This is a genomic window from Phycisphaerae bacterium, assembly GCA_028714855.1.
Taxonomy (GTDB): Bacteria; Planctomycetota; Phycisphaerae; order Sedimentisphaerales; family Anaerobacaceae; genus CAIYOL01.
Genome location: JAQTLP010000011.1, coordinates 24,157 through 46,929, shown reverse-complemented (window position 1 = coordinate 46,929; position 22,773 = coordinate 24,157). Strand labels below are relative to the sequence as shown.

The window sequence follows — 22,773 nt, the reverse complement described above, 5'->3', positions numbered from 1 at the left end:
CGCTGAAAGCAAAACGCAGAACGCTCCTGGAGCTGCTCAGGAGGCAAATGCATCCTCGGATGAAAAATTTGTGCCGACTTGCAATATATGTGGGCAAAAACATTGGCCCGCTCACCCCCTAATCCCTTGTCTAAATTTGAAAAAAGCCAAAGAGAAAGCAAAAGCCATAGCCAAAGCCGAAAAAAGAGCCAGGGCTGAGGCCAGAGCAAAGGAAAAAGCCGAAGCTAAAGCCGAAGCTAAAGCCAGAGCCCTCGCAAATGCTGAAGCCAAGGCCAAGGCAAAAGCCGAAAAAAGGGACTATAACGACGCAATAGCACAAGCTCAGGAGAATGCAAAGGCCGAGCGCCAAGCCAGGATAAAAGCGGAAGAAAAAGCCGCCGCCTATGCCGAAACGATAGAGAAAGTCAAAGCGGATGCGGAGAAAAAATCGAGGGTCCACCTTGAAACGATAGCCGCACTCAAAGCCGAGACAGATGAAACGCTAAGGGCCGAAACCGAAAAAGCAGCAAAGGCAGAGGCAAGAGCCGAATCTGAATGCAGTGCTAAAATTGAAGCCCGGGAAAAGGTCAAATCCTATGCAGAAAAAATAACCGAAACAGAGGAAAGACTAAAGGCCGAATCTGAAGCCAGGATAAGGGCAGAAGAGATAGCCGAAGCAGAAGCACAGGCTAAAGCTGAAATAGAAGAAAAAGCCGCTGCTTTCGCCGAGACAATAGCCAAAGCCAGAGCAGACGCCGAGGAAAAATCGATGGTCTACTCGCAAACAATAGCCCAAATCAAAGCCGAAGCAGAAGAAAAGCTAAAAGCCGAGGTCAGATTAAGAGCCAAGGCTGAGGAAAGAGCCAGATTAGAAACTGATGCAAGGCTAAGGTCTGAAAGAGAAGTAAAAGCTCAAACCCAAGCCAAAGCCGAGGCCGAAGCGCAGGCAAGAACTGAAGCAGAAGAAAAAGCCGCTGCTTTCACCGAGGCGGCAGAGAAAGCTAGGGCTGACGTCGAGGAAAAATCGATGGTCTACTCGCAAACAATAGCCCAAATCAAAGCCGAAGCAGAAGAAAGGCTGAAAACCGAATCTGAGGCCAGAGTAAGAGCAGAAACCAGGGCTGAAGCTGAAGCGCAGGCTAAAGCTGAAGCCCGGGACAAGGCCAAATCCTATGCTGAGGCGCTGACCGAAGCAGAAGAAAAACTCAGGGCCGAATCTGAAACAAAAATCAGGGCTGAAGAAAAGGCAACTCTGGAAGCACAAGCCAGAGCATGGGCGGAAGAAAAAGCCGAGACCGAAGCAAAGGCCAGAGCAAGAGCCGAAGAAAAAGCAGCAGCTCTTGCCGAGGCGATAGAGAAAACCAGGGCTGATGCCGGGGAAAAGTCGAGGGTTTACTCTGAAACGATAGCTGAAATCAAAGCCGAAGCAGAAGAAAAGCTAAGAGCCGAATCTGAAACAAAAGCTAGGGCTGAAGAAAAGGCAACTCTGGAAGCACAAGCCAGAGCATGGGCGGAAGAAAAAGCCGAAACCGAAGCACAGGCAAAAGCCCAAGCCGAAGAAAAAGCCGCAGCTCTTGCCGAAGCAATAAAAAAAATCAAAGCAGACGCCGAGGAAAAGTCGAGGGTTTACTCCGAGACAATAGCCGCACTCAAAGCCGAGACGGATGAAAAGTTGCGGACCGAGGCCGAGAAATTAGTAAAGGCCAAGGCTATGGCCGAATCTGAATCCGTCGCAAGAGTTGAAGCCGCGGTAGACAAAGCCAAGGCAGAGGCCGAGGAAAAGTCGATGGTCTACTCGCAAACGATAGCCGCACTCAAAGCCGAAGCAGAAGAAAAGCTAAGGACCGAATCCGAGACAAAAGTCAGAGCTGAAGAAAAGGCAGGTCTTGAAGCACAAGCCAGAGCAAGGGCGGAAGAAAAAGCCGAGACCGAAGCAAAGGCAAGGGTAAAAGCAGAAGAAAAGGCCGCCGCTTTTGCCGAGGCAATAGAAAAAGCCAGAGCTGAGGCTGAGGAAAAGTCGAGGGTTTACTCTGAGACAACAGCCGAAATCAAAGCCGAAGCAGAAGAAAAGCTAAGGACCGAATCTGAGGCCAGGGTAAGAGCAGAAACCAAAGCTGAGGCTGAAGCACAGGCTAAAGCTGAAGCCCAGGACAAGGCCAAATCTTATGCTGAAGCGCTGGCCGAAGCAGAAGAAAGATTAAAGACCGAATCTGATGCTAGGATAAGAGCGGAAGAAAAGGTGCAGGCCAGAGCTGAAAAAGCGGCTTTAGCTATTGCTAAACTCGAGGCTAAGGCTAAGGCCAAGGCAGAAAGAAGTGGTTATGCCGAGGCAATAACAAAAGCCAGAGAGGATATAAATGCTGAGCGCCAAGCAAGAGCAAAGGCAGAGGAAAAAGCCGAAGCCGAAGCAAAAGCAAGAGCAGAATCAGAAGAAAAAGCCGCAGTTTATGCCGAAGCAATAGAAAAAGCCAAGGCTTATGCCGAGGAAAAGTCAAGGGCTTACTCCCAAACGATAGCCGCACTCAAAGCCGATACGGATGAAAAGCTAAGGGCTGAAACCGAGAAAACAGCAAAGGCCGAAGCCAGAGCCGAATCTGAATCCATCGCAAGAATTGAAGCTGAAAACAAGATCAAATCCTATGCCGAAGTGCTGGCCGAAGCAGAAGAAAAACTAAAGGCCGAATCTGAAACAAAAATCCGGGCCGAAGAAAAGGCAGGTCTTGAAGCACAAGCCAGGGCAAGGGCGGAAGAAAAAGCCGAGACCGAAGCAAAGGCCAGAGCAAGAGCCGAAGAAAAAGCCGTAGCTTTTGCCGAGGCGATAGAAAAAGCCAGAGCTGAGGCTGAGGAAAAGTCGAGGGTTTACTCTGAGACAATAGCCGAAATCAAAGCCGAAACAGAAGAACGGCTGAAAACCGAATCTGAGGCCAGGATAAGAGCACAAGAAAAAGCCGAGACCGAAGCAAAGGCCAGAGCAAGAGCCGAAGAAAAAGCCGTAGCTTTTGCCGAGGCGATAGAAAAAGCCAGAGCTGAGGCTGAGGAAAAGTCGAGGGTTTACTCTGAGACAATAGCCGAAATCAAAGCCGAAACAGAAGAACGGCTGAAAACCGAATCTGAGGCCAGGATAAGAGCACAAGAAAAAGCCGAGACCGAAGCAAAGGCCAGAGCAAGAGCCGAAGCCATAGCCGACGCTGAAGCACAAGCAAGGACAAAGGCCGAAGAAAAAGCCGTAGCTTACGCCGAGGCAATAGAAAAAGCCGGAGCTGAGGTTGAGGAAAAATCGAGGGTTCACTCCGAGACAATAGCCGCACTCAAAGCCGAAGCAGAAGAAAAGCTCAGGGCCGAATCTGAGACAAAAGTCAGAGCTGAAGAAAAAGCAGGTCTCGAAGCACAAGCCAGGGCAAGGGCGGAAGAAAAAGCCGAGACCGAAGCAAAGGCCAGAGCAAGAGCCGAAGCCATAGCCGACGCTGAAGCACAAGCAAGGACAAAGGCCGAAGAAAAAGCCGCAGCTTACGCCGAGGCGATAGAAAAAGCCAGAACTGAGGTTGAGGAAAAGTCGAGGGTCCACTTTGAAACTATAGCCGCACTCAAAGCCGAAGCAGAAGAAAAACTAAGGACCGAATCTGAGGCCAGAGCAAGAACCGAAGCCATAGCCGACGCTGAAGCACAAGCAAGGACAAAGGCCGAAGAAAAAGCCGCAGCTTTTGCCGAGGCGATAGAAAAAGCCAGAGCTGAGGTTGAGGAAAAGTCGAGGGTCCACTTTGAAACTATAGCCGCACTCAAAGCCGAAGCAGAAGAAAAACTAAGGACCGAATCTGAGGCCAGAGCAAGAACCGAAGCCATAGCCGACGCTGAAGCACAAGCAAGGACAAAGGCCGAAGAAAAAGCCGCAGCTTTTGCCGAGGCGATAGAAAAAGCCAGAGCTGAGGTTGAGGAAAAGTCGAGGGTCCACTTTGAAACTATAGCCGCACTCAAAGCCGAAGCAGAAGAAAAACTAAGGACCGAATCTGAGGCCAGAGCAAGAGCCGAAGCCAACACCGAATCCGAATCCATCGCCAGAATTGAAGCTGAAGACAAGGTCAAATCCTATGCCGAAGCGCTAGCCGAAACAGAAGAAAAACTAAAGGCCGAAGCCGAAGCCAGAATAAGAGCACAAGAAAAAGCCGAAGCGGAAGCACAGACGAGGGCAAAAGTTGAAGCTAAAGAAGAGAAAGCCCCAGTAGAAGTTGACGAGAAGTCAGAGGTTTACTCTCAGGCGATAGCCGACGAACCAGAAGAAAAGTCAAAACCAGAGGTCAAGACGGTCACAGAAACAACGGATGAACTCAAGAAGAAAACAAAAGCTCAGGCCAGGGCTAAGAAAAAAGCCGGATTAGAAGCCGGTGTCCCCTCAGCAACAGTCCAAGACAAAGAGCGGAAAAAAACCGAAGCTAAGCCGCGAATCAAAATTCTCGATATCACCGCAGAGAATGGAACTTGCGAATGCTGCGGCAAAAAGAATGTTCCGAAAAGTAAGCTGGTAAAAATTGACTCAGGGCAATTGTTCTGCCCAGATTGCCTTATGGTATTAAGAAGCTGACACCTGTGTCACTGTATTCCGTAATCTGTCGTCTGTCTTCCGCTCCCTGTTAACTTGGGCAACTTAATTCTTTTTTACTCATCTAATCGTTCACGCCTCCACTCATCCACTTTTTGTCTCACTTTGTAGCGATTCCACATACATTTGTACCAATTTCGCGTACATTTTTACCAACTTCTACCACTTTTTAGCATGTTTCCCCCTTACCCATCTTGCCTAATCGCCGTATGTTAACACCTCGTAGTAGGCTCAATTTAAGCCTAAAAAGACCGTTTTTGTGTCAAGACAGTGTGATTTTGCGAATGATATAACTGTTGCTGTATGCAAAACTTACGGCAAAACCTGTGACTTCAGCCAGGTCATCGGAAAATTCTTCCCAGGACAATCCGTTACTGTCCCCGCCCCCGGCGTGGTCTTGTGACCGTAAATCTTGTTTTTAGGTATCTTGTACCGGCTTTGCAAAAAGCGCACAAGTTTAACCAGCGACTGCATTTGCGAGTTTGTCGGCTGTGTCTTATTGAAATCCCCCACCAGACAAATTCCTATCCCATCTTTATTCGCCCAGTTCCCCGGCGTACCCCCAACATGAGCCCCCGTAACCTGCTTTTGCCACCGGTACGTTACCTCAACCAGCCCATCACCGCTGTTACTTCCGTTACCTATAACAAAATCATATCCAACGCCCTGCCAATGGTTATTTTCCCTATGCCACTTGTCAAATATAGCAGAATCGCCGTTTTTCGTTCCCGAATGATGTATTATTATAGCAGTCCATTTCTTTTCCACCGACGAAGGCGGCACCCAATCCTGCGAAACAAGGGCATTTCCAGTTGAAACTGTCCGGCTTGGGCTCGGCGTTGAAAGCTTCGGTTTAACGGTTTCGATACTTTTATAGTCATCGTCATACGTAATCTGAGGCATCGGCTCGTTAGCCATACAACCGCTCAGAACGACCAAACAACCGCACGCAATAAGAATTCTATTATACATCTTTAACTATCCACTCTTTCTATTATCAAGTTATCAGCATCCTACCGCTGATTATGCCTGTGACTGCTTTTGAGTTTCCGGCAAATGGGGCTTTTCTTTATATCTGACCATACGCACGCTATTGCCGCGTTTATTGTATTCAACCACATCCATATACGATTGCATAAGAAGCAATCCCCTTCCGTCATTCTTATAAAGATTTTTACCGTGTCGCGGGTCCGGCACGACTTCCGGGTCAAATCCTTCGCCCTCGTCCGTCATAGAAATTTCAACTTTATCGGAGCTCAGCGAATAGTCAACTTTAACCTCTTTGGCGGGGTCCATTTTATTGCCGTGCTTGATGGCATTAATCAATGCCTCTTCCAGGGCAAGATGGACTGCAAAAATATCTTCATGGCTAAAATTGCTGGCTTTGAGTTTAGGTAAAATCCACTTGCACACCTCGGTAATAGCCAGAGGTGTGCTTGCAATAGCCATTGAGCGGGTAAATGGTGCTCTAGATGCCATGAACTTATACTATCTCAAATTATTATCCACGCCGACCTCTATTTATCGGCTAATTCACCATTCTTATGAACAAAATTTCGGTTTTGTTTCCCCCTTCGCTAAAACTGCAGAGAACAGATAACAACACCGGCCAGGAAAGAGATTGCCGCCTAATCTGCAACGAGGCTCTCAGTTGCGCTTTCTATATCTTTGTATATATCGAAAATTTTTGTCAGCCGGGTTATTTTGAAAATCTTATAGATTTTCGGGTCTATGCTGCAAAGTTTTAATTGGCCGTCGCGTTCATAAACCTTTTTGCTGATTCTGATTAAAAGCCCTAAAACGGCCGACGACAGGAACCGCACATTGCAAAAATCTAAAATCAGGTTTATCCGCTCCGCCTGCTCGATAACGGACATAATAGAATCCTGAAGCAACTGGACATCCTTCTCTTCGAGAATTTTTTCATCGGTAAAAGTAACAATAGCCGCGTTCTCGGCGTATTCGACACTTATTCTCGGCTTCATCGATGCCATAATAATCTCCTGCTAAAAAGGCATTAAACCGTTCAAAATATACTACGAGGTCGCTGATGTCAAGTTTTGAATTTCTGTAATTTTGTATGTTTTCAGCAGAAAAACCCTTGCCGCCTGAAGTTCATCGTGGATAATGGACAATATGCATATTAAAGAATTTCAACAACTGATCTCGAAAAAGTACGAAAAACGCGACCGCGAAAGAGGAATCCCCGCCACGTTTATGTGGTTTATCGAAGAGGTCGGCGAGCTTTCCACAGCCCTTGTCTCCAAAGATGCCAAAAACAGGCAAGAAGAATTTGCCGACGTGCTTGCCTGGCTCTGCACGCTCGCGAATATCAGCGATGTCGATTTGGAAAAGGCCTGCAAGAAATACACCAGCGGCAAACTCAAAGGCTTCAAGCCTAAGTGAAGCATTCTCAAAATCGGTTAGCCCTGCCGCTCGCGGCAGGGGTTACTCTGGCCGTGGGGTTGCTCGCGTAAGGATTGCTTATTTCCATCCCTAACTTTTGCCATTTGGTTTTGAGCGTTGACATGCCCTTGGGGAGGATTTATAGTTAATCCGATAGAAACTTAAGACCGGAAGATGCGGAGAATCACACCTTTGTCCGTCAACATTGCCGAACAGCAAACATCTTTATAAATAATAAGGAAATAAGTATGGTAGCCCTGGATTTCCAGGAGGTACATAAATTTGCGAGAAAATGAAAGTATGAATTTAAAAGAATATATTGAAACCCCGGACGCCCTTTTTCATTATACAAAAACGTCAATAGCCATAAAGCACATATTGAATACAAAGAAATTTAAACTTTCTATTTTAAATGATATGAATGACCCAAGAGAATATAAGTTCAAGCTATTTAATTCCCATGGAACATTCGCACCTGACGAAGAATCACATGACATACTATTAAATGAAGCCCACGATGCCATCAACAGAATATTAAGGTTTGAATGTAAAGTGATGAGTTTCTGTTCGAATGTAACGCCCACTTTGATTCTAAGTGATGGCAGTTCCGAAAAAGATAAATATTTCTATTCAAAGGGCTGGGATAGATCTCGTATGTGGTCACAATATGGAGAAAATCATTACGGCATCTGTCTGATTCTATCAAAAGAAGAATTAGAAAAGGCCCTACAAACTCAAATGGAAAAATATAAGACCAATTATGTTACGTATTTACAAGAGGATGATAGTCGCCCATCTTTTTGTATGAGTTTACTCAGGGAAAAAGGGGCCAGAGAGTGCGCATATAAATATGTGACAGATAATGCGGGAGAATTATTTTTTCGCAAGAATATTGATTATAGAGATGAAGCGGAATTCCGGGTGGTTGTATTTGACCCTGATAAGAAGCTTGAATGCCTTGATATCAGTGCATCGTTGAAGGGGGTAATTGTGGGAGATAGAACAGATAAACTATATAATATTCACCTGATTAAGCAGATGTGTGAAAATCTAAAAATCGAATGCCTAAAAGCACATTGGAGTACAAGCAGTCCACATATGCTGCTTATCAAATGTAAATTACCTGATTCAACCTAACTGCCCAATTAGTTTAATTCTAATCTACAGCACCACCGCCACCGTATTACTTGGCATACTTTCCCCCGAAGAATTTATTGCCTTGACCCGATACTTGTCCGCCGAAGGCGCGATTCTAACGTTTACAGCCGGCCTGCCCCAGCATAGCCTGCCCTCGATTGCTGCTTACTTGCTTTTCTGTCGGGGGTTTTTCGGCCTGGGTCGGCTTCCGGAAGCAACAGCAAACAAGTCAACAAAAGAATACCTAAGTATCTTAGGTATTCCTCTCTGCGTAACCAGCGCAATCAGCGTCTAAAAACTGTGTTAATCTGTGTTCATCTGTGGCCAATTTTCGTTGACTTTTGCCTGAAATTTGGTATAATACCCGCCAGTTTGTCAGCAGACGAACGCATATCGCCCAGTAGGGCAAGGTTTCAGGTCCAGTTGGTCCAAGTCAAATAATAGTTAGTAATTGGTTTTTAACCAATAACTATGAACTATGAACAAACAACTATTTACTAAGCGGAGCTTACCATGTCTACACAAGCTAAAATCCTCGCCAACCGTCTTAACTCTCAAAAATCAACCGGCCCCCGCTCCATCGAGGGCAAGACCGCCGTCTCGCAAAACGCCGTCAAGCACGGCTTAAGGGCTGAAAGCGATGTAATCACATCCGAAAGCGAGGCCGATTTCGACCTCTACCGCCAACAGTTGCTCGACGAGCTAAATCCCATCAGCCCGATGGAATCCATTCTCGCTGAACGTATCGTTACCCTCTCTTGGCGTTTGAAACGCGCTGGCCGCTTCCAGAACCAGGCCATCGATTGCTTGCACTCCGACCAGACCAACGACCCGCTAAAAAAACTTACCCAATCTCTGATTTTCAAAACCCTGAACCAACCGCAGCCAACCCCCTCCGATTCTGATAACCGTTTGGCCCTCGGCCGTTTGGCCGTGAAGGATTTCTCAAATGAAAGGGTTCTCGACCACCTTTTAATGTATGAACGCCGAATCGAGCACAGTCTCTTCAAAACCATCCTCGAATTCCAGCGTCTCAATATCGCCAGAAAACTAAAAGATGAAGGATTATAAAATTTACTAAATGAAGATACAAAACACCTTTTTAGGCGGACTTGTCCGTCGTAGCGAAGCGAAGACGGAAGCGGAGACTTTCTATCAACTACGAACTATGAACAATGAACAAACAAAATTATGCCAAACAAAGCCAATTTCCAAAATGCCAAAAATGAACCTAACTCCTTGTTTGACAATAACTAACAACCATGAACAACGAACTATGAACTCTAAAAAACAAACCCAAACAAAGCCAAAATTTACCCGCCGAAGCCTTTTGGCGAAGGCGGAACGAACCCAATTTTTAAAAAGAACCAAGTATGCTTATTGTTCCGGCTTGTTGCTGTCTTTGGAGCGCAAAATGCGGATGAGCGAATAAGAAAACAGCGTCAGAATCGCCAGCCAGCTTACAGCCATAAATATCCAGCCATCAAAACGCATCGGACCGCATTCCCTCCTTCTGTTTTTTCCGCCAGACATGCCAGACTAAAAATGCCAGCACGCCAAAGAATATCAATAATCCAATACGTGTCGCCAATACGAACGGGACGTTTTCCTTCGGCACATTTTTCATCAGGATTATGGACGCCCAATCCTGCCAGAGCCAGAAACCCAAAATGAGAAGTAAAAACGCCGGCGTGATGAATTTAATGATAAACCTGTATATTCGCGGTATTGTAATATCCGAACCGACGTGCATTTCCGTCCAGGCCTTTTCCATTCCGAAAACCCAAGCAAAAAGAATCGCTTCAATTGTGGCGAACAGAACCAGGCAAAATGTGCCGCCCCAGAAGTCCAGCTCATCGACAACCCCCCTGCTGATTAGGAAAATAGCCGGCTGGCACAGCACAAAGGTAACCAGCCCGAAGACCAGGCTTGCCTTTTTCCTTGAAAAATTAAACTCATCCTCCATAAACGCTATTGCCGGCTGCGCAAGCGATATCGAAGAAGTAACACCTGCTAAAAATAGCAGCATAAACCACATAAAGCCAAAGATATTTCCGAAGGCGATTTTCTGCATAACCAGCGGCATAGTAACGAATCCGAGATTAAATGCGCCGCCGGAGGCGATTTTCTCAGCGCCCGCGGAGCCGAAAAAAGCAAAAGCAGCCGGTATTACGATGCTGCCGCCGAGTATTACTTCCGCAAATTCGTTAGTGGCCGCTGCGCTTAAGCCGGACATCGCAACATCGTCCTGCTTGGTAAGATAACTTGCATAAGTCAGAATAACACCGATGCCGCAGCTTAGTGTAAAGAATATCTGTCCTGTCGCTGCCAGCCAGACTTTTGCGCTCTTTAATGCAGACCAGTCTGGATTCCACAGAAAACCAAGGCCGTTGATGGTGTTGTAATCCGGTTTAGCCGGGTCAGGTGTGCCAAGGCTTAAAACCCTTACGATAAGTATAATGGCAAATAGAAACAAAACCGGCACAGCATATTTGCAGGCTCTTTCAATACCTTTGCTGACACCTTTATAAACTATCAAAATATTTATGATAAAAGTTATAAGGAAGAAAAAGTATGCCGGGGGCAGACCGATGAAAAATTTGCTTTTCATTGTCAGTCCCTGATACGCCTGCAGAAATGCTGTTATGCTTTCTTCTGTCGTGAGCGAATTGAACTTTCCGAGCAGCGCAAAGACACTGTAGCCGAGCAGCCAGGATTCAACATACACGTAGGAGATAAAGATAACGATGGGGCCGAAGATGCCGATGACGCCGAAATACTTGATGAACCTGTTTTTGTTCCAGAGAGTATGAAACATTCCCGGGGCGGTGCTGTGTCCGAATCCACCTCCGAACCTGCCGATGGTCCATTCAATCCACATCAGCGGCAGCCCGACCAGAAGCAGGGCCACGAAATACGGAATCATAAACGCCCCGCCCCCGTTTTTAGCCGCCTGAACAGGAAATCTTAAGAAGTTGCCAAGGCCGATAGCGCTTCCCGCTACAGCCAATATGATACCGAGCCTGCTCCCCCATCTTTCTCTTTTTCTTTGTTCTTGCAAAGAAAGACCCACTGTTTATTTCAGCACTTCGGCGGTTACTTTTTTATCCCGAGCGCCTCCAGAGTATCACGCTCGACGATACTCTGAATGTTATCTCGCGGAACCGTCGGCAAATTTGTGTCAGCCAGGAGCTTATTAAAGCTGAGCAGCGTTTCTATACATTCTTTAGCTTTGCCGAACGGAAAGCCGCTGCCGAACAACAACTTATCCATTACCCCGCATTCGTGTGCCGCTACTACCATATTATAAACCTGCCAGACATTGCTGGGCTTTATCGTCAAATCCGCATAGACATTTTTATGTTTGGCCGCCATAGACAATGTTTGCTCGACAAAAGGAGACCCCATAGTCCCGATGACGATTTTCAAGGCGCTAAACTCTCTTGCGACCTCATCCAAAAGATACGGCTGGGCGTAATCCAAAACGGCCTCAGGTCCCAAAGCCCCGCCATTATGAAAGAAAACAGGAAGCCCAAGTTCCTGTGCCGATTCATAGAATTTCATCGCCCTGCTGTGGGCCGGATGAAAACCGCACTGTGAACAGTATAAAACCATCCCCTTAAGCCCCAGCTTATCCGTCAAAGCAGACAGATTTTTAACGTTTATTTTATCTTTGGTAGGCTCTACAACCGCAAAGCCAACCATCTTTTCTTTATGTTTGCCGACGTAATCAGATACTATTTCGTTGGCATCTTCACTTGAATCTTCCGGGGTAGGCAATACTATACAGATATCTACCGTCTCCGCCGCTGCTAAGTGTTCGGAGACCTCGACATTCTTTGCGGCACAATTTATATGTGTATGGCAATCAACTATCATATTCCGGTACCTTTAATGTATCGAATAATAATCAATTAGCAATAATCAATTATATCGGCTGCGTCAAGTGCAAATCTTTTCTCTTTATTCGGGTTTTTCTTGACCTAAAGACGCGATAAATATAGTATACTCCGACTGCTTAGATTCCCTTATTACAATCAAGCAGGGAATACTTTATGGATTGTCCGGTTTGTAAAAACGCGATGATTGTCCTCGAGCTTGCCGAGGTCGAAGTTGACTATTGCACCGACTGCGGCGGCATCTGGCTCGACGCCGGCGAACTGGAACTTCTGCTTGGCAATTCACAGCAGACCAAACAATTGCTCGATTCCCTCAAAATTGATTCCAGCTGCACTGAAAAACGGAGAAAATGCCCTATATGTCTGAAAAAAATGCAAAAAATCGTCGTTGGCCCGTCCACGCCGCCTATGCTAATAGACAAATGCGCCATAGGTGATGGCCTGTGGTTTGACCATGGAGAACTGCAAAATACCTTAGATAGAGCAAAATTGGATAAAGACAATAAAATTCAAAAGTTGTTAGCTGATATTTTCCCCGAGTAATTTCTGTTTCTCTTGATATTCGGCTCCGCAAATTTCGGAGAGTGCTTAATACTGTTTGTTGCAAAGTCCTAAGGTTTAATACACAAGGAGAAAAAAATGGGATTAGAAGCATTGGACTGGATTGCGATCGGTATGTATTTTGGTATCATTTTGGCCGTTGTCTGGTGGGTTATCCTGAGAAACAGGGACACTGCTGACGACTATTTTCTTGCCGGCAGAAACCTTGGATGGTGGGTTATAGGTGCCTCCATCTTTGCGTCGAACATCGGTTCCGAGCATTTAGTTGGTCTTGCGGGCTCAGGCTGTACTGATGGCGTAGCTATGGCTCATTACGAGCTGCACGCCTGGTGCCTGCTGGTTCTGGCGTGGGTGTTTGTTCCGTTCTATGCTCGCAGCAAGGTGTTCACGATGCCCGAATTCCTCGAGCGCCGTTTTTCTCCGGCCAACCGCTTGGTGCTCTCGGTCATTTCACTGGTTGGGTACGTGCTGACTAAGATAGCGGTTGGTGTCTTCGCAGGTGGTATCGTTTTTAGAACGCTTCTTCCGGAAGTGCACCTTGATTTAGGATTTGTAGTGATGGACAGTTTCTGGATTGGCTCGTTTCTTGTAATCATTCTCACTGGAATTTATACCGTTCTGGGCGGGTTGAGAGCTGTAGTTTATACGGATACAGTTCAAACCGCTGTGCTTGTAATCGGCTCGGCGGTAGTGACTATATTCGGCCTTAAGGCCCTTGGTGGTTGGGAAGAATTGCGACAGGTTTGCGGCTCGGATATGTTTAATTTGTGGAAACCGCTTATACCTGCTGGGATGGAAGGTACCTGGAAGCCGGTGATGAGCGAGACAAAAATCGCGTGGTACTTCAATGGCAACTACCCCTGGCTTGGAATGCTTTTCTGTGCCCCTATCATTGGGTTGTGGTATTGGTGCACGGACCAGTATATCGTTCAGCGTGCGTTGGGTGCACCGAATGAGCGTGAGGCACGACGAGGCAGCATATGGGCGGCCTTTCTGAAGCTTTCGCCGGTGTTCATATTCATTATTCCCGGTATGATATGCTTCGCATTGGCCAAGAGCGGCAGGGTTGCAGAGCTTCAGCAGGCTTTGTATACAGCCGGAGAAATTGACGGTGAAAAATGCCAAGCAGCTTTCCCCTTATTAGTTAAGCACATACTTCCTCCGGGCGTGAGAGGTCTTGTTGTGGCTGGTTTGTTATCTGCCCTGATGAGTTCACTGTCGAGTGTTTTTAATGCCTCCTCGACCTTATTCACAATGGACTTCTATTCGAAACTCAGGCCCAATGTTTCCCAGCATAAACTGGTTTGGATGGGTCGTATTGCTACCATTGTTATGGTAATTATTGGTTTGCTTTGGGTGCCTGTGATTCAGGGAGCCAAGGGACTATACCACTATCTGCAGAGTGTCCAGGGATACCTTGCCCCGCCGATATTTGTGGTTTTCTTTTTGGGGGTATTCAGCAAACGGCTGAACAGCAAAGGGTGCCTGTCTGCGCTGATCATCGGTTTTCTGCTGGGCGCATTTCGTTTGGCTGTTGATACCCCTCTCAAGCTGGTTGAAGGGTTTCAGTACCAGAAAGACTCATTCCTTTGGATTATTAGCAACATCTATTTCCAATACTACAGTCTCTTGATATTCATTGTCTGTGTGATTGTGATGATAGCGGTTAGTTGGTTGACGTCTATACCATCCTATGAACGGATTAGCGGCTTGACATATGGTACGCTTAACGATGAGCATCGCCGTCTGTCACGAGGCAGTTGGGGCTGGCCCGATGTTGCGGTTTCTATAGCAGTGCTGGTTCTGATTCTTGCTGCATATCTATACTTTAATGGGTAGTATCTATGGCCTATACGATTGGTTTAGATTACGGAACTAACTCAGTAAGATGCCTGATAGTTGACGTTACTAACGGCAACGAGCTGGGTACCGCCGTGCACGAATACGAAACAGGCGAAGCCGGTATTATTCTTGACCAATCCGACCACAACCTGGCGAGGCAAAACCCCGCGGATTATGTAAAAGGTATGGAAGTTACGATTAAAAAGGCCATACTTCAAGCGAAGAAAACCGTTAAGAAATTCGATGCAGGTCAAATCATAGGTATCGGCATCGATACGACCGGCTCAACCCCCCTGCCGGTTGATAATAACGGAACACCACTGGCGATGCTGAACGAATTCAAAAAGAATCCCAACGCCCACGCCTGGCTGTGGAAAGACCATACCGGCCACGCCGAGGCTGCTGAAATTACAGAACTGGCTGAGAAGGAGCACCCCGAATATCTGGCCAAGTGCGGCGGAACGTATTCGTCGGAATGGTTCTTCAGTAAGATTCTGCATTGCCTTCGTGCTGACCCTAAAGTTTTCGACGCCGCCTATACCTGGGTTGAGCACGCCGATTTCATGACGGCGCTGCTGACAGGAACCACAAACCCGCAGAAAATCAAACGCTGCAGATGCGCCGCCGGTCACAAGGCTATGTTCAACGACAACTGGGGCGGATACCCGGCCAAAGATTTCCTCGCAAAGCTCGACCCGAAACTCGGAAAGCTCCGTGATACTTTAGGCGACAAAACATACGCCATTGACCAAAAGGCAGGTAACCTCACGAAAGATTGGGCGAATAAGCTCGGTCTGAAAGCAGGAATACCGGTGGCGATGGGCGCGTTCGACGCTCATCTGGGCGGTGTAGGCTCGGGAATAAGCACCGGCAAATTAGTGAAAATCATCGGCACCAGCACCTGTGATATGGTGGTCTGGCCCGCTGATAAAGATTTAGCCGACATTCCGGGTATATGCGGAATAGTCGACAGTTCAATCCTGCCCGGCTTCTGGGGACTCGAAGCCGGCCAATCAGCCGTCGGTGACATCTTCAACTGGTTCGTAAATTATATTCAGCCGGGAGGTCCCACAGCAAGCTCGCATAAAGCCCTCACCAAAGAGGCCGCAAAACTAAAACCGGGCCAATCTGGCCTGCTGGCCCTCGATTGGAACAATGGAAACAGAACGATACTTGTTGACCAGCGGCTGACAGGCCTGCTGCTGGGCCAGACACTCCATACGACTCCTGTGGAGATTTACCGGGCGCTGATTGAGGCAACTGCTTACGGCGCTCTGACCATCATTAACAGATTTGAAGAATACGGCATCAAAATTAATGAGGTCATCAACTGCGGCGGAATAGCTGAGAAGAACCCTTTGCTGATGCAAATTTATGCTGACGTGATAGGCAGAGAAATGAAAATAGCCCGCTCTGCTCAGACCTGCGCCCTCGGTTCAGCCATAGCCGGTGCGGTAGCGGCTGGGAAAAAATCCGGCGGCTTCGACAATTTCGCCGATGCTCAGGCCGCTATGTGCGGAATGAAAGATACCGCCTACAGGCCTAATCCCGAAAACCACAAGGTTTACAAACAGCTCTATTTATTGTACAAACAACTGCACGATGGCTTCGGATTGGAGAGTTATTCAGGCAAAATGGCAAATGTAATGAAATATCTCTTGGATATAAAAGACAAAGTGAATTGTTAAGAGTTATTCAAATGCATGAGGAATTAAAAAAAGCAGTCTGCGAAGCTAATATCGAGCTTAATAGACAAAAGCTGACAATTTATAGCTGGGGCAACGTAAGCGGAATAGACCGCGGCACCGGCGTAGTAGCCATCAAGCCGAGCGGCGTCCCTTACGACGAGCTCAACCCCAACAAAATGGTATTGCTTGATTTAGACGCAAATATCGTCGAGGGCAGTCTCGCACCTTCATCTGATACGCCGACCCATCTTGAGCTTTACAGAAATTTCAAGACCATCGGAGGCGTATGTCACGCACATTCTATTTATGCAACTATGTGGGCACAGGCCTGTCGGGAAATACCCTGCTTCGGAACCACCCACGCCGATTATTTCTATGGCCCGATACCGGTCACCAAACTAATGACAGCTAACGAGATAAAAAACGATTATGAGCTGAACACGGGCAAGGCCATTGTTAAAAGATTCGCCGGTTTAGACCCAATGCAGACCCCGGCCGTCTTGGTAGCAAGCCACGGCCCATTCACGTGGGGCAAAACCCCCGCTTATGCCGTTGAAGCCGCCGTCGTGCTTGAGCAAATAGCAGAGATAGCCCTGGGAACTGTAAACATCAATCCGAAACAAGGTCAGATTGATAAGGTGCTCCTGGACAAACACTACTTGCGGAAACACGGCAAAGATGCTTATTATGGACAAAAATAATTTCGTAAAGGAACGGAAATGAAGAAAACCACCTTCGGTGTTATCGTCGGCAACAGAGGGTTTTTCCCAGACTACCTGGCGAAATCGGGACGCAAAGAGATACTCGACGTCCTTAAGAAAAACGATTTCAACACGGTGTCTCTGTCAATGCAGGATGCAAAATACGGTGCCATTGAAACTTTTGCCGATGCAAAAAAATGCGCCGCCCTTTTTGCGAAGAACTCCGAAAATATCGACGGCATAATTGTAACGCTCCCTAATTTCGGTGACGAGAGAGGTGTTGCAGAAACAATCAAACGCTCAGGGCTTAAGGTGCCAATTTTAATTCAGGCTGAGCCGGATATTTCGGGTAAAATGACCATAGCCGACAGGCGGGATTCTTTCTGCGGTAAAATCAGCGTTTGCAATAATCTCAGGCAGGCTGGTATCCCTTATACTTTGACAAAATCACATACTGTTAAAGCTGCATCGGTTGAATTCAAGAGAGACATCGATGATTTTGCTTCCGTCTGCCGAATCGTCAAAGGTCTTCAAAACGTGCGTTTTGGCGCCATCGGCGCCAGGCCGGCGGCTTTTAACACCGTCCGCTACAGCGAAAAACTCCTGGCTCTTTCAGACATTACAGTAGAAACACTGGATTTATCTGAAGTCCTTGGAAAGATTGAATTGCTCTCCGACAATGATAGAGCTGTTAAAGCCAAGCTAAGTGCTATCGGGAAATATATTCCAGCAAAATCAATTCCTGCCGATGCCCTTTTGAAGATGGCCAAATTCGGCGTAGTGTTAGACCGATGGATCAAGGACAACGAAATTAACGGCACTGCTGTTCAGTGCTGGACCAGTCTCGAGGAATTCTTCGGAATAGTACCCTGTACGCTTATGAGCATGATGAGTGAATCTCTGACACCGAGCGCCTGCGAAGTTGATATTACAGGCTTGCTGGGGATGTATATTCTCCAGCTGGCAGGCGGCACACCAAGTGCGATTCTGGACTGGAACAATAACTACGCCGACGACCCCGACAAGTGCGTCTTGTTCCATTGCAGCAATATCCCCCTGTCATTTTTCAAAAATGCCAAGATGGATTATCAGGAGATAATCGCAGGTACGGTAGGCAAGGAAAATACTTACGGTACGGTCGTCGGCAGAATAGCTCCTAATGAGGCGACCTTCTGCAGAACCACTACCGATGACACAAGCGGCGTTATTAGTGCATATACGGGCGAAGGCCAGTTCACGAATGACAAACTCGACACCTTCGGCGGCTTCGGCGTAATGAGAATCCCCAACCTCCAGAATCTTTTACGGTACATCTGCAGGATGGGCTTTGAGCATCACGTTGCCGTAAATATATGCCAAAAAGCTGACGCAATTGCCGAAGCCCTCGGCAGCTATATGGGCTGGGAAGTTTATCGTCACAGGTAAATCACTATGCAAAGAGCCGAATCTCGAAAAGTTTAAGGAGTAAACTAAATGAAAACCAGGTATGTTTCAATTCTAACTGCTGTTGCAGTATTATTTGTATTCGGTTGTAATGGACCTACTAAATGTGGAGAAAAAAAGATGGACATCAAAAAACAGTTCTTTGGAAAAACAGATGACGGAAAAAGCGTTGATTTATACACCCTGACCAACGCCAACGGCTTGAAAGCCGAAATCATAACTTACGGTGGTATTGTAACGTCGCTTCAGGTGCCCGACCGCAACGGAAAATTTGCCGACATCGTATTGGGCTGCGACAGCGTTGACGATTACGCCAAAAAATCCCCCTATTTCGGCGCGTTAATCGGCCGTTTCGGAAACCGTATCGCCAAAGGCAAGTTCACCCTCGACGGCGTCGACTACACCCTCGCAACGAATGACGGCCCGAATCATCTCCACGGCGGCAAAAAAGGATACGACAAGGTTGTATGGAGCGCAAAACCAGAGCAAACCAAAGAAGGCCCCGCACTGAAACTGACTTACAAAAGTCGTGACGGTGAAGAAGGCTACCCCGGCAGCCTCTCCTGCACAGTCGTTTACACACTGACAGACAAGAACGAGTTAAAGATTACCTACGAAGCCGAAACCGACAAAGCCACCGTTGTCAATCTCACACACCATAGCTACTTCAACCTCGCCGGCTACAATTCAGGCGACGTCCTCGGACACGAGATGCAGATTTTCGCCGACCATTTCACCCCAGTTGATAAGACCCTCATACCGACCGGCGAAATAAAAGCTGTAAAAGGCACACCTTGGGATTTCACCAAGCCGATGACCATCGGCTCACGCATAAAACAAGTCGAAGGCGGCTACGACCACAATTATGTCCTTAATAGCTCCAATGGTTCGCTGGCGCCGGCGGCTTCGGTCTATGAGCCGAAGACCGGCCGCATTCTCGAAGTTTTCACCACCGAGCCGGGCCTTCAGTTCTATTCCGGAAACTTCCTTGATGGCACCCTCAAGGGAAAAGACGCCGTCTATAACAAGCACGCCGGCTTCTGTCTCGAGGCGCAGCATTTCCCCGATGCGCCCAACAAAACTAATTTCGCCTCTACTGTTTTAACCCCGGGTGAAAAATATACGCAGCTGACCGTGTATAAGTTTCTTGCACGATAGCCGTTTGGTTTAAGATTTAAAACTGTTCGCTAAAGGAGAAAAGTTATGACACCACTAATCGTTATAGCCGCTGCCCTTGTTTTGCTCATTGTTTTCGTAATAGGCATTTACAACTCACTTGTAGGACTTCGCAACCAGGTCGACAACTCCTGGTCGCAGATTGACGTCCAGCTCAAGCGCAGGCACGACCTGATTCCCAATCTTGTCGAAACCGCAAAGGGCTACATGCAGCACGAACGCGGCACCTTCGAAGCCATAACCGAAGCCAGAAGTAAGGCTATGGGCGCAAAATCCGTCTCCGAGGCCTCCAAGGCCGAAGGCGCTCTCGGCGAGGCACTCAGCAAATTTATGCTCGTCGTCGAGAATTATCCCGACCTCAAGGCCAATCAAAACTTCCTCGCTGTCCAGGAAGAGTTGACCGGCACCGAGAACAGAATCTCTTTTGCCCGTCAGAGCTACAATGACCAGGTCCTGTTTTTCAACAACAAGACCCAGATGTTCCCCTCCAACATGGTTGCGAATATGTTCAGCTTCAGCAAACGGGATTTCTTCGAGCTTGAAAGCTCTACCGAGCGTGAAGTCCCGAAGGTAAGCTTTTCTTGATGGTTAGAAAATAACAATGTGGGAACTGATTAGGGCCAATAAGAGAAACTCCGTCATTCTGATGGCGTTGATGGTAGTTGTTCTGTTACTGCTGGGTTACGTCATCGGCTCGATTTTCGACCCTGCCGGTGGTTTCCTGATGCCGCGACAACAAATGCAGTCGCCTCGGGTGATTCAAACCAATTATGCCGGTTTTTGGGGAATGGCTTTCGCTGCAACACTCTGGTTTATCCTGATGATAGTCAGCTTCTCATCCGGCGACCACATCCTTCTCAATGCCAGCAACGCCAAGCTTGTCACCCACGACGAGTACCCGCAGTTGTTCAACGTGGTCGAGGAGATGAAAATCGCCGCCGGCCTGCCCGCGATTCCCAAAGTCTATCTCATACCCGACCCCGCCCCGAACGCCTTCGCCACGGGCCGAAGCCCCAAGTCCGCCTCGGTAGCGGTAACCGCGGGTCTGCTGGGCCGGCTCAATCGCGACCAGCTTCAGGGCGTCATCGCACACGAAATGAGCCATATCCTCCACCGTGATATTCTTTACGTTACGCTCGCGGGAATAATGCTCGGCTCGATTGTATTAATATCGCAGGTTTTTTTGCGAAGTATGTTTTATAGCTCGATGGGTTCTCGGCGCCGGTATTCATCCGGCGGCAAAAACGCCGGACAGGCACAGTTGATTATGCTCGTAATTGCCATAATCGCCGCTATCGTTGCGCCCATAATGGCCTATCTGTTGTATTTCGCGCTCTCAAGAAAGCGCGAATATCTCGCCGACGCCGGCGCCGCGCGCCTCACGCGCTACCCGGAAGGGCTCGCCGGCGCGCTTGAAAAAATCGCCGGCGACCCGTCACCGCAGTTGGCCGCCGCCAATAAAGTTACCGCCCCGATGTATATCGTCAATCCCTTTAAGAAAGCCAGGAGTATGAAACTTTCTGATCTGACCAGCACGCACCCGCCGATTTCAGAGAGAATCAAAATCCTCCGCAGTATGAGCAGCGGCGTGTCTTTCAAGGATTATTCCGACTCTTACACTCGCATAACGCATCATAAAACAATCGTCCCCGCCGCCGCCTTGACCAAAGAGGATATCGCCTTGCGACAGGCCGGCGCCGAAGCCAAAGATAAACAGCGCACCGAACAGATGCGCCAGGTCGGCGATATTATGCGGAAAATAAACCAGTTCGTTTTCCTGACCTGCCTGTGCGGCCTGAAATTGAAAATCCCGCCTAACTTCAAATCCGACAAGGTCCAATGCCCAAGGTGTAAAAGAATTATCGATTTGCCTGCCAAATAAATTGGGTTCGTTTGGGTTCGTTTTAACCAAGTGTCCAATTTCATTTTTCCACTGTAACTCGTTGTTTTTAATAAGGTTATAAACATTTGACTTTTTGAAAAATTGGGTTCGTTTTGCATAATTTTGTTGTTTTGATTGATTGAATTTCCTGCCACAAAGACACTAAGACACAAGGAAGAGGAAAATTTCAAAAGACAAATATCAAATTTCAAATAAATCCCAATTACCAAAATAAGAAATCCCAAACGGAAAATTGAGTATAAGTTATCTAAATTAACACGGATGTTTAAAAGCATTTTAGAAGCCCTCGTCTTTTAATTTTCTGGCGATGTTTATGCGCTGGAATTCGAGGAGGGTTTTGTAGAGACTGCTTTCCAGCCGGCGTTCATACATTAAGAGGCGTTCAAGGACTCGAGCATCTGCGAAATCTTTTACGGCCAAACGGCCGAGGGGCAGTTCGCAGTTGGAGTTGTCAGTACTACTCGGTGATTTGCCGGGGAAGTTGAAAGACAAGGATTGGGTAAGTTTTTTAAACGGGTCGTTAGTCTGGTCGGCGTTCAAGGTGTCGATGGCCTGGTTCTGGAAGCGGCCAGCACGTTTTAATCGCCAAGAGAGGGTAACGATGCGCTCTGCGAGGATGGATTCCATAGGGCTGGCGGGGTTTAACTCATCGAGCAACTGCTGACGATATAGACGGAAGTCGTCCTGGCTTTCGGAGGTGATTACATCGCACTCAGCCAACAGGCCGTGCTTGATAGAGTTTTGAGAGGCGACGGCCTTGCCTTCGATGGTGCGGGGGCCGGTAGATTTTAGGGCGTTAAGACGGTTGGCGAGAAGTTGGGATTCGGTGGACATTGTAAAGGTCTCCATTTAGTTGTTAGTTATTCCCCGCACCGAATAGTCGTGAGCTAAGCTCAATTGGTGCGGGATACAAACTTGGGCCTGCTGGCTTGAAGACTTGCCCTGCTGGGCTGAAATCCCGCCCCTTGGAGGGGCGGGACACGTGTGTTTATCTACTGATAAACTGGGGGGTATTTTAACATATTTTGGGGGAAAAATCAAGGGAAAGTTGCTGTTGTTTCCGGAAGCCGTCATGAGGAGTATTAGTGTTACGCAGGAGCAAAGCAACAAAGCAAATAAAAAAGATGGCTGAACTGAAAGACACAACATCGCATAAAAAAGGCCCCGCTATTGGGCAGGGCCGATGGTTTTCTCATTCAGTTGTTGAAATACGCAGTTCGCTTAGACGGGCTTGACTTTAGTTGCCTCAGGGCCTTTTTGCCCCTGCGCGGCTTCGTACTCCACCGCCTGGCCCTCATTAAGAGACGTTGCTCCTTCCGCGAGGTTGGAGTGATGGACAAACAAATCCTTACCGCCGCTGTCGGGAGTGATAAAACCATATCCTTTTCTTTCGTTAAACCATTTTACTTTACCTGTTTCCAAAATATCTTCTCCTTAGGCCTTT

Annotated in this window: 19 protein-coding genes; 12 read left to right on the top strand and 7 right to left on the bottom strand. The window is 47.5% G+C overall.

The genetic code is table 11. The features are described from left to right. The first annotated feature begins 136 nt into the window (after window positions 1-136). Window positions 137-4,555, top strand: a complete 4,419-nt coding sequence (locus tag PHG53_09265; GenBank protein ID MDD5381806.1) for a hypothetical protein — start codon at window positions 137-139, stop codon at window positions 4,553-4,555. Between the two features lie 330 nt (window positions 4,556-4,885). Here PHG53_09265 and PHG53_09260 read toward each other — a convergent pair whose 3' ends face one another. From PHG53_09260 to PHG53_09250, 3 genes are all read right to left on the bottom strand, one after another. Further along, entirely contained in the window at window positions 4,886-5,545 is a 660-nt protein-coding gene (locus PHG53_09260) for a peptidoglycan recognition family protein (protein ID MDD5381805.1), read from the bottom strand. A gap of 51 nt (window positions 5,546-5,596) precedes the next feature. Next, window positions 5,597-6,052, bottom strand: coding sequence for an ATP-binding protein (locus PHG53_09255; protein MDD5381804.1), 456 nt, complete (start codon window positions 6,050-6,052; stop codon window positions 5,597-5,599). A 149-nt stretch (window positions 6,053-6,201) separates the two neighbouring features. Next, window positions 6,202-6,567 (bottom strand): STAS domain-containing protein, encoded by a 366-nt coding sequence (locus PHG53_09250; protein ID MDD5381803.1) that lies wholly within the window; start codon window positions 6,565-6,567, stop codon window positions 6,202-6,204. Between the two features lie 142 nt (window positions 6,568-6,709). On the opposite strand from PHG53_09250, the gene PHG53_09245 reads away from it, so the two are divergent. The 3 genes from PHG53_09245 (at window position 6,710) to PHG53_09235 (ending at window position 9,187) form a co-directional block, all read left to right on the top strand. Beyond that, window positions 6,710-6,979, top strand: coding sequence for a MazG nucleotide pyrophosphohydrolase domain-containing protein (locus PHG53_09245; protein ID MDD5381802.1), 270 nt, complete (start codon window positions 6,710-6,712; stop codon window positions 6,977-6,979). A gap of 282 nt (window positions 6,980-7,261) precedes the next feature. Then, window positions 7,262-8,116, top strand: coding sequence for a DUF2971 domain-containing protein (locus tag PHG53_09240; protein MDD5381801.1), 855 nt, complete (start codon window positions 7,262-7,264; stop codon window positions 8,114-8,116). Between the two features lie 513 nt (window positions 8,117-8,629). Then, entirely contained in the window at window positions 8,630-9,187 is a 558-nt protein-coding gene (locus PHG53_09235; GenBank protein MDD5381800.1) for a hypothetical protein, read from the top strand. Window positions 9,188-9,599: 412 nt separating this feature from the next. On the opposite strand, the gene PHG53_09230 is transcribed toward PHG53_09235, so the two are convergent. Together PHG53_09230 and PHG53_09225 are read right to left on the bottom strand one after the other, a co-directional pair. Beyond that, on the bottom strand, window positions 9,600-11,177 hold the full coding sequence (locus PHG53_09230) for a sodium-dependent transporter (protein MDD5381799.1): 1,578 nt from the start codon (window positions 11,175-11,177) through the stop codon (window positions 9,600-9,602). A gap of 35 nt (window positions 11,178-11,212) precedes the next feature. Continuing rightward, a complete protein-coding gene (locus PHG53_09225) occupies window positions 11,213-11,995 on the bottom strand; it encodes an amidohydrolase family protein (GenBank protein ID MDD5381798.1) in 783 nt (260 codons plus the stop codon). A gap of 176 nt (window positions 11,996-12,171) precedes the next feature. On the opposite strand from PHG53_09225, the gene PHG53_09220 reads away from it, so the two are divergent. The 8 genes from PHG53_09220 (at window position 12,172) to PHG53_09185 (ending at window position 21,308) form a co-directional block, all read left to right on the top strand. Then, on the top strand, window positions 12,172-12,558 hold the full coding sequence (locus tag PHG53_09220) for a zf-TFIIB domain-containing protein (GenBank protein ID MDD5381797.1): 387 nt from the start codon (window positions 12,172-12,174) through the stop codon (window positions 12,556-12,558). 96 nt (window positions 12,559-12,654) lie between these two features. Continuing rightward, window positions 12,655-14,415, top strand: coding sequence for a sodium:solute symporter (locus PHG53_09215; GenBank protein ID MDD5381796.1), 1,761 nt, complete (start codon window positions 12,655-12,657; stop codon window positions 14,413-14,415). Between the two features lie 5 nt (window positions 14,416-14,420). Next, complete coding sequence (locus tag PHG53_09210) at window positions 14,421-16,106, top strand: ribulokinase (protein MDD5381795.1); 1,686 nt, start codon at window positions 14,421-14,423, stop codon at window positions 16,104-16,106. An 11-nt stretch (window positions 16,107-16,117) separates the two neighbouring features. Next, the gene (gene araD / locus PHG53_09205) at window positions 16,118-16,807 is read left to right on the top strand and encodes an L-ribulose-5-phosphate 4-epimerase AraD (GenBank protein ID MDD5381794.1); all 690 of its coding nucleotides are present in this window, start codon (window positions 16,118-16,120) and stop codon (window positions 16,805-16,807) included. A gap of 18 nt (window positions 16,808-16,825) precedes the next feature. After that, window positions 16,826-18,232, top strand: a complete 1,407-nt coding sequence (locus PHG53_09200; GenBank protein MDD5381793.1) for an L-fucose/L-arabinose isomerase family protein — start codon at window positions 16,826-16,828, stop codon at window positions 18,230-18,232. A 138-nt stretch (window positions 18,233-18,370) separates the two neighbouring features. Next, entirely contained in the window at window positions 18,371-19,408 is a 1,038-nt protein-coding gene (locus PHG53_09195) for a galactose mutarotase (GenBank protein ID MDD5381792.1), read from the top strand. Window positions 19,409-19,453: 45 nt separating this feature from the next. Beyond that, on the top strand, window positions 19,454-20,011 hold the full coding sequence (locus PHG53_09190; protein ID MDD5381791.1) for a LemA family protein: 558 nt from the start codon (window positions 19,454-19,456) through the stop codon (window positions 20,009-20,011). Between the two features lie 16 nt (window positions 20,012-20,027). After that, window positions 20,028-21,308, top strand: a complete 1,281-nt coding sequence (locus tag PHG53_09185) for a M48 family metallopeptidase (protein MDD5381790.1) — start codon at window positions 20,028-20,030, stop codon at window positions 21,306-21,308. A gap of 297 nt (window positions 21,309-21,605) precedes the next feature. On the opposite strand, the gene PHG53_09180 is transcribed toward PHG53_09185, so the two are convergent. Both PHG53_09180 and PHG53_09175 read right to left on the bottom strand, forming a co-directional pair. After that, a complete protein-coding gene (locus tag PHG53_09180) occupies window positions 21,606-22,163 on the bottom strand; it encodes a hypothetical protein (protein MDD5381789.1) in 558 nt (185 codons plus the stop codon). 387 nt (window positions 22,164-22,550) lie between these two features. Next, window positions 22,551-22,751 carry a cold shock domain-containing protein gene (locus PHG53_09175; protein MDD5381788.1) on the bottom strand — a complete coding sequence of 67 codons (201 nt, stop codon included), beginning with the start codon at window positions 22,749-22,751 and terminating at the stop codon, window positions 22,551-22,553. Between the last annotated feature and the right edge of the window lie 22 nt (window positions 22,752-22,773).

Bases quoted from the DNA above. Each gene is read 5' to 3' on its own strand.
- PHG53_09185 (MDD5381790.1), top strand. From the start codon at position 20,028: ATGTGGGAACTGATTAGGGCCAATAAGAGAAACTCCGTCATTCTGATG.
- PHG53_09215 (MDD5381796.1), top strand. From the start codon at position 12,655: ATGGGATTAGAAGCATTGGACTGGATTGCGATCGGTATGTATTTTGGT.
- PHG53_09245 (MDD5381802.1), top strand. From the start codon at position 6,710: ATGCATATTAAAGAATTTCAACAACTGATCTCGAAAAAGTACGAAAAA.
- PHG53_09260 (MDD5381805.1), bottom strand. From the start codon at position 5,545: ATGTATAATAGAATTCTTATTGCGTGCGGTTGTTTGGTCGTTCTGAGC.
- PHG53_09180 (MDD5381789.1), bottom strand. From the start codon at position 22,163: ATGTCCACCGAATCCCAACTTCTCGCCAACCGTCTTAACGCCCTAAAA.
- PHG53_09190 (MDD5381791.1), top strand. From the start codon at position 19,454: ATGACACCACTAATCGTTATAGCCGCTGCCCTTGTTTTGCTCATTGTT.
- PHG53_09255 (MDD5381804.1), bottom strand. From the start codon at position 6,052: ATGGCATCTAGAGCACCATTTACCCGCTCAATGGCTATTGCAAGCACA.
- PHG53_09210 (MDD5381795.1), top strand. From the start codon at position 14,421: ATGGCCTATACGATTGGTTTAGATTACGGAACTAACTCAGTAAGATGC.
- PHG53_09235 (MDD5381800.1), top strand. From the start codon at position 8,630: ATGTCTACACAAGCTAAAATCCTCGCCAACCGTCTTAACTCTCAAAAA.
- araD (MDD5381794.1), top strand. From the start codon at position 16,118: ATGCATGAGGAATTAAAAAAAGCAGTCTGCGAAGCTAATATCGAGCTT.
- PHG53_09200 (MDD5381793.1), top strand. From the start codon at position 16,826: ATGAAGAAAACCACCTTCGGTGTTATCGTCGGCAACAGAGGGTTTTTC.
- PHG53_09225 (MDD5381798.1), bottom strand. From the start codon at position 11,995: ATGATAGTTGATTGCCATACACATATAAATTGTGCCGCAAAGAATGTC.
- PHG53_09220 (MDD5381797.1), top strand. From the start codon at position 12,172: ATGGATTGTCCGGTTTGTAAAAACGCGATGATTGTCCTCGAGCTTGCC.
- PHG53_09195 (MDD5381792.1), top strand. From the start codon at position 18,371: ATGGACATCAAAAAACAGTTCTTTGGAAAAACAGATGACGGAAAAAGC.
- PHG53_09250 (MDD5381803.1), bottom strand. From the start codon at position 6,567: ATGGCATCGATGAAGCCGAGAATAAGTGTCGAATACGCCGAGAACGCG.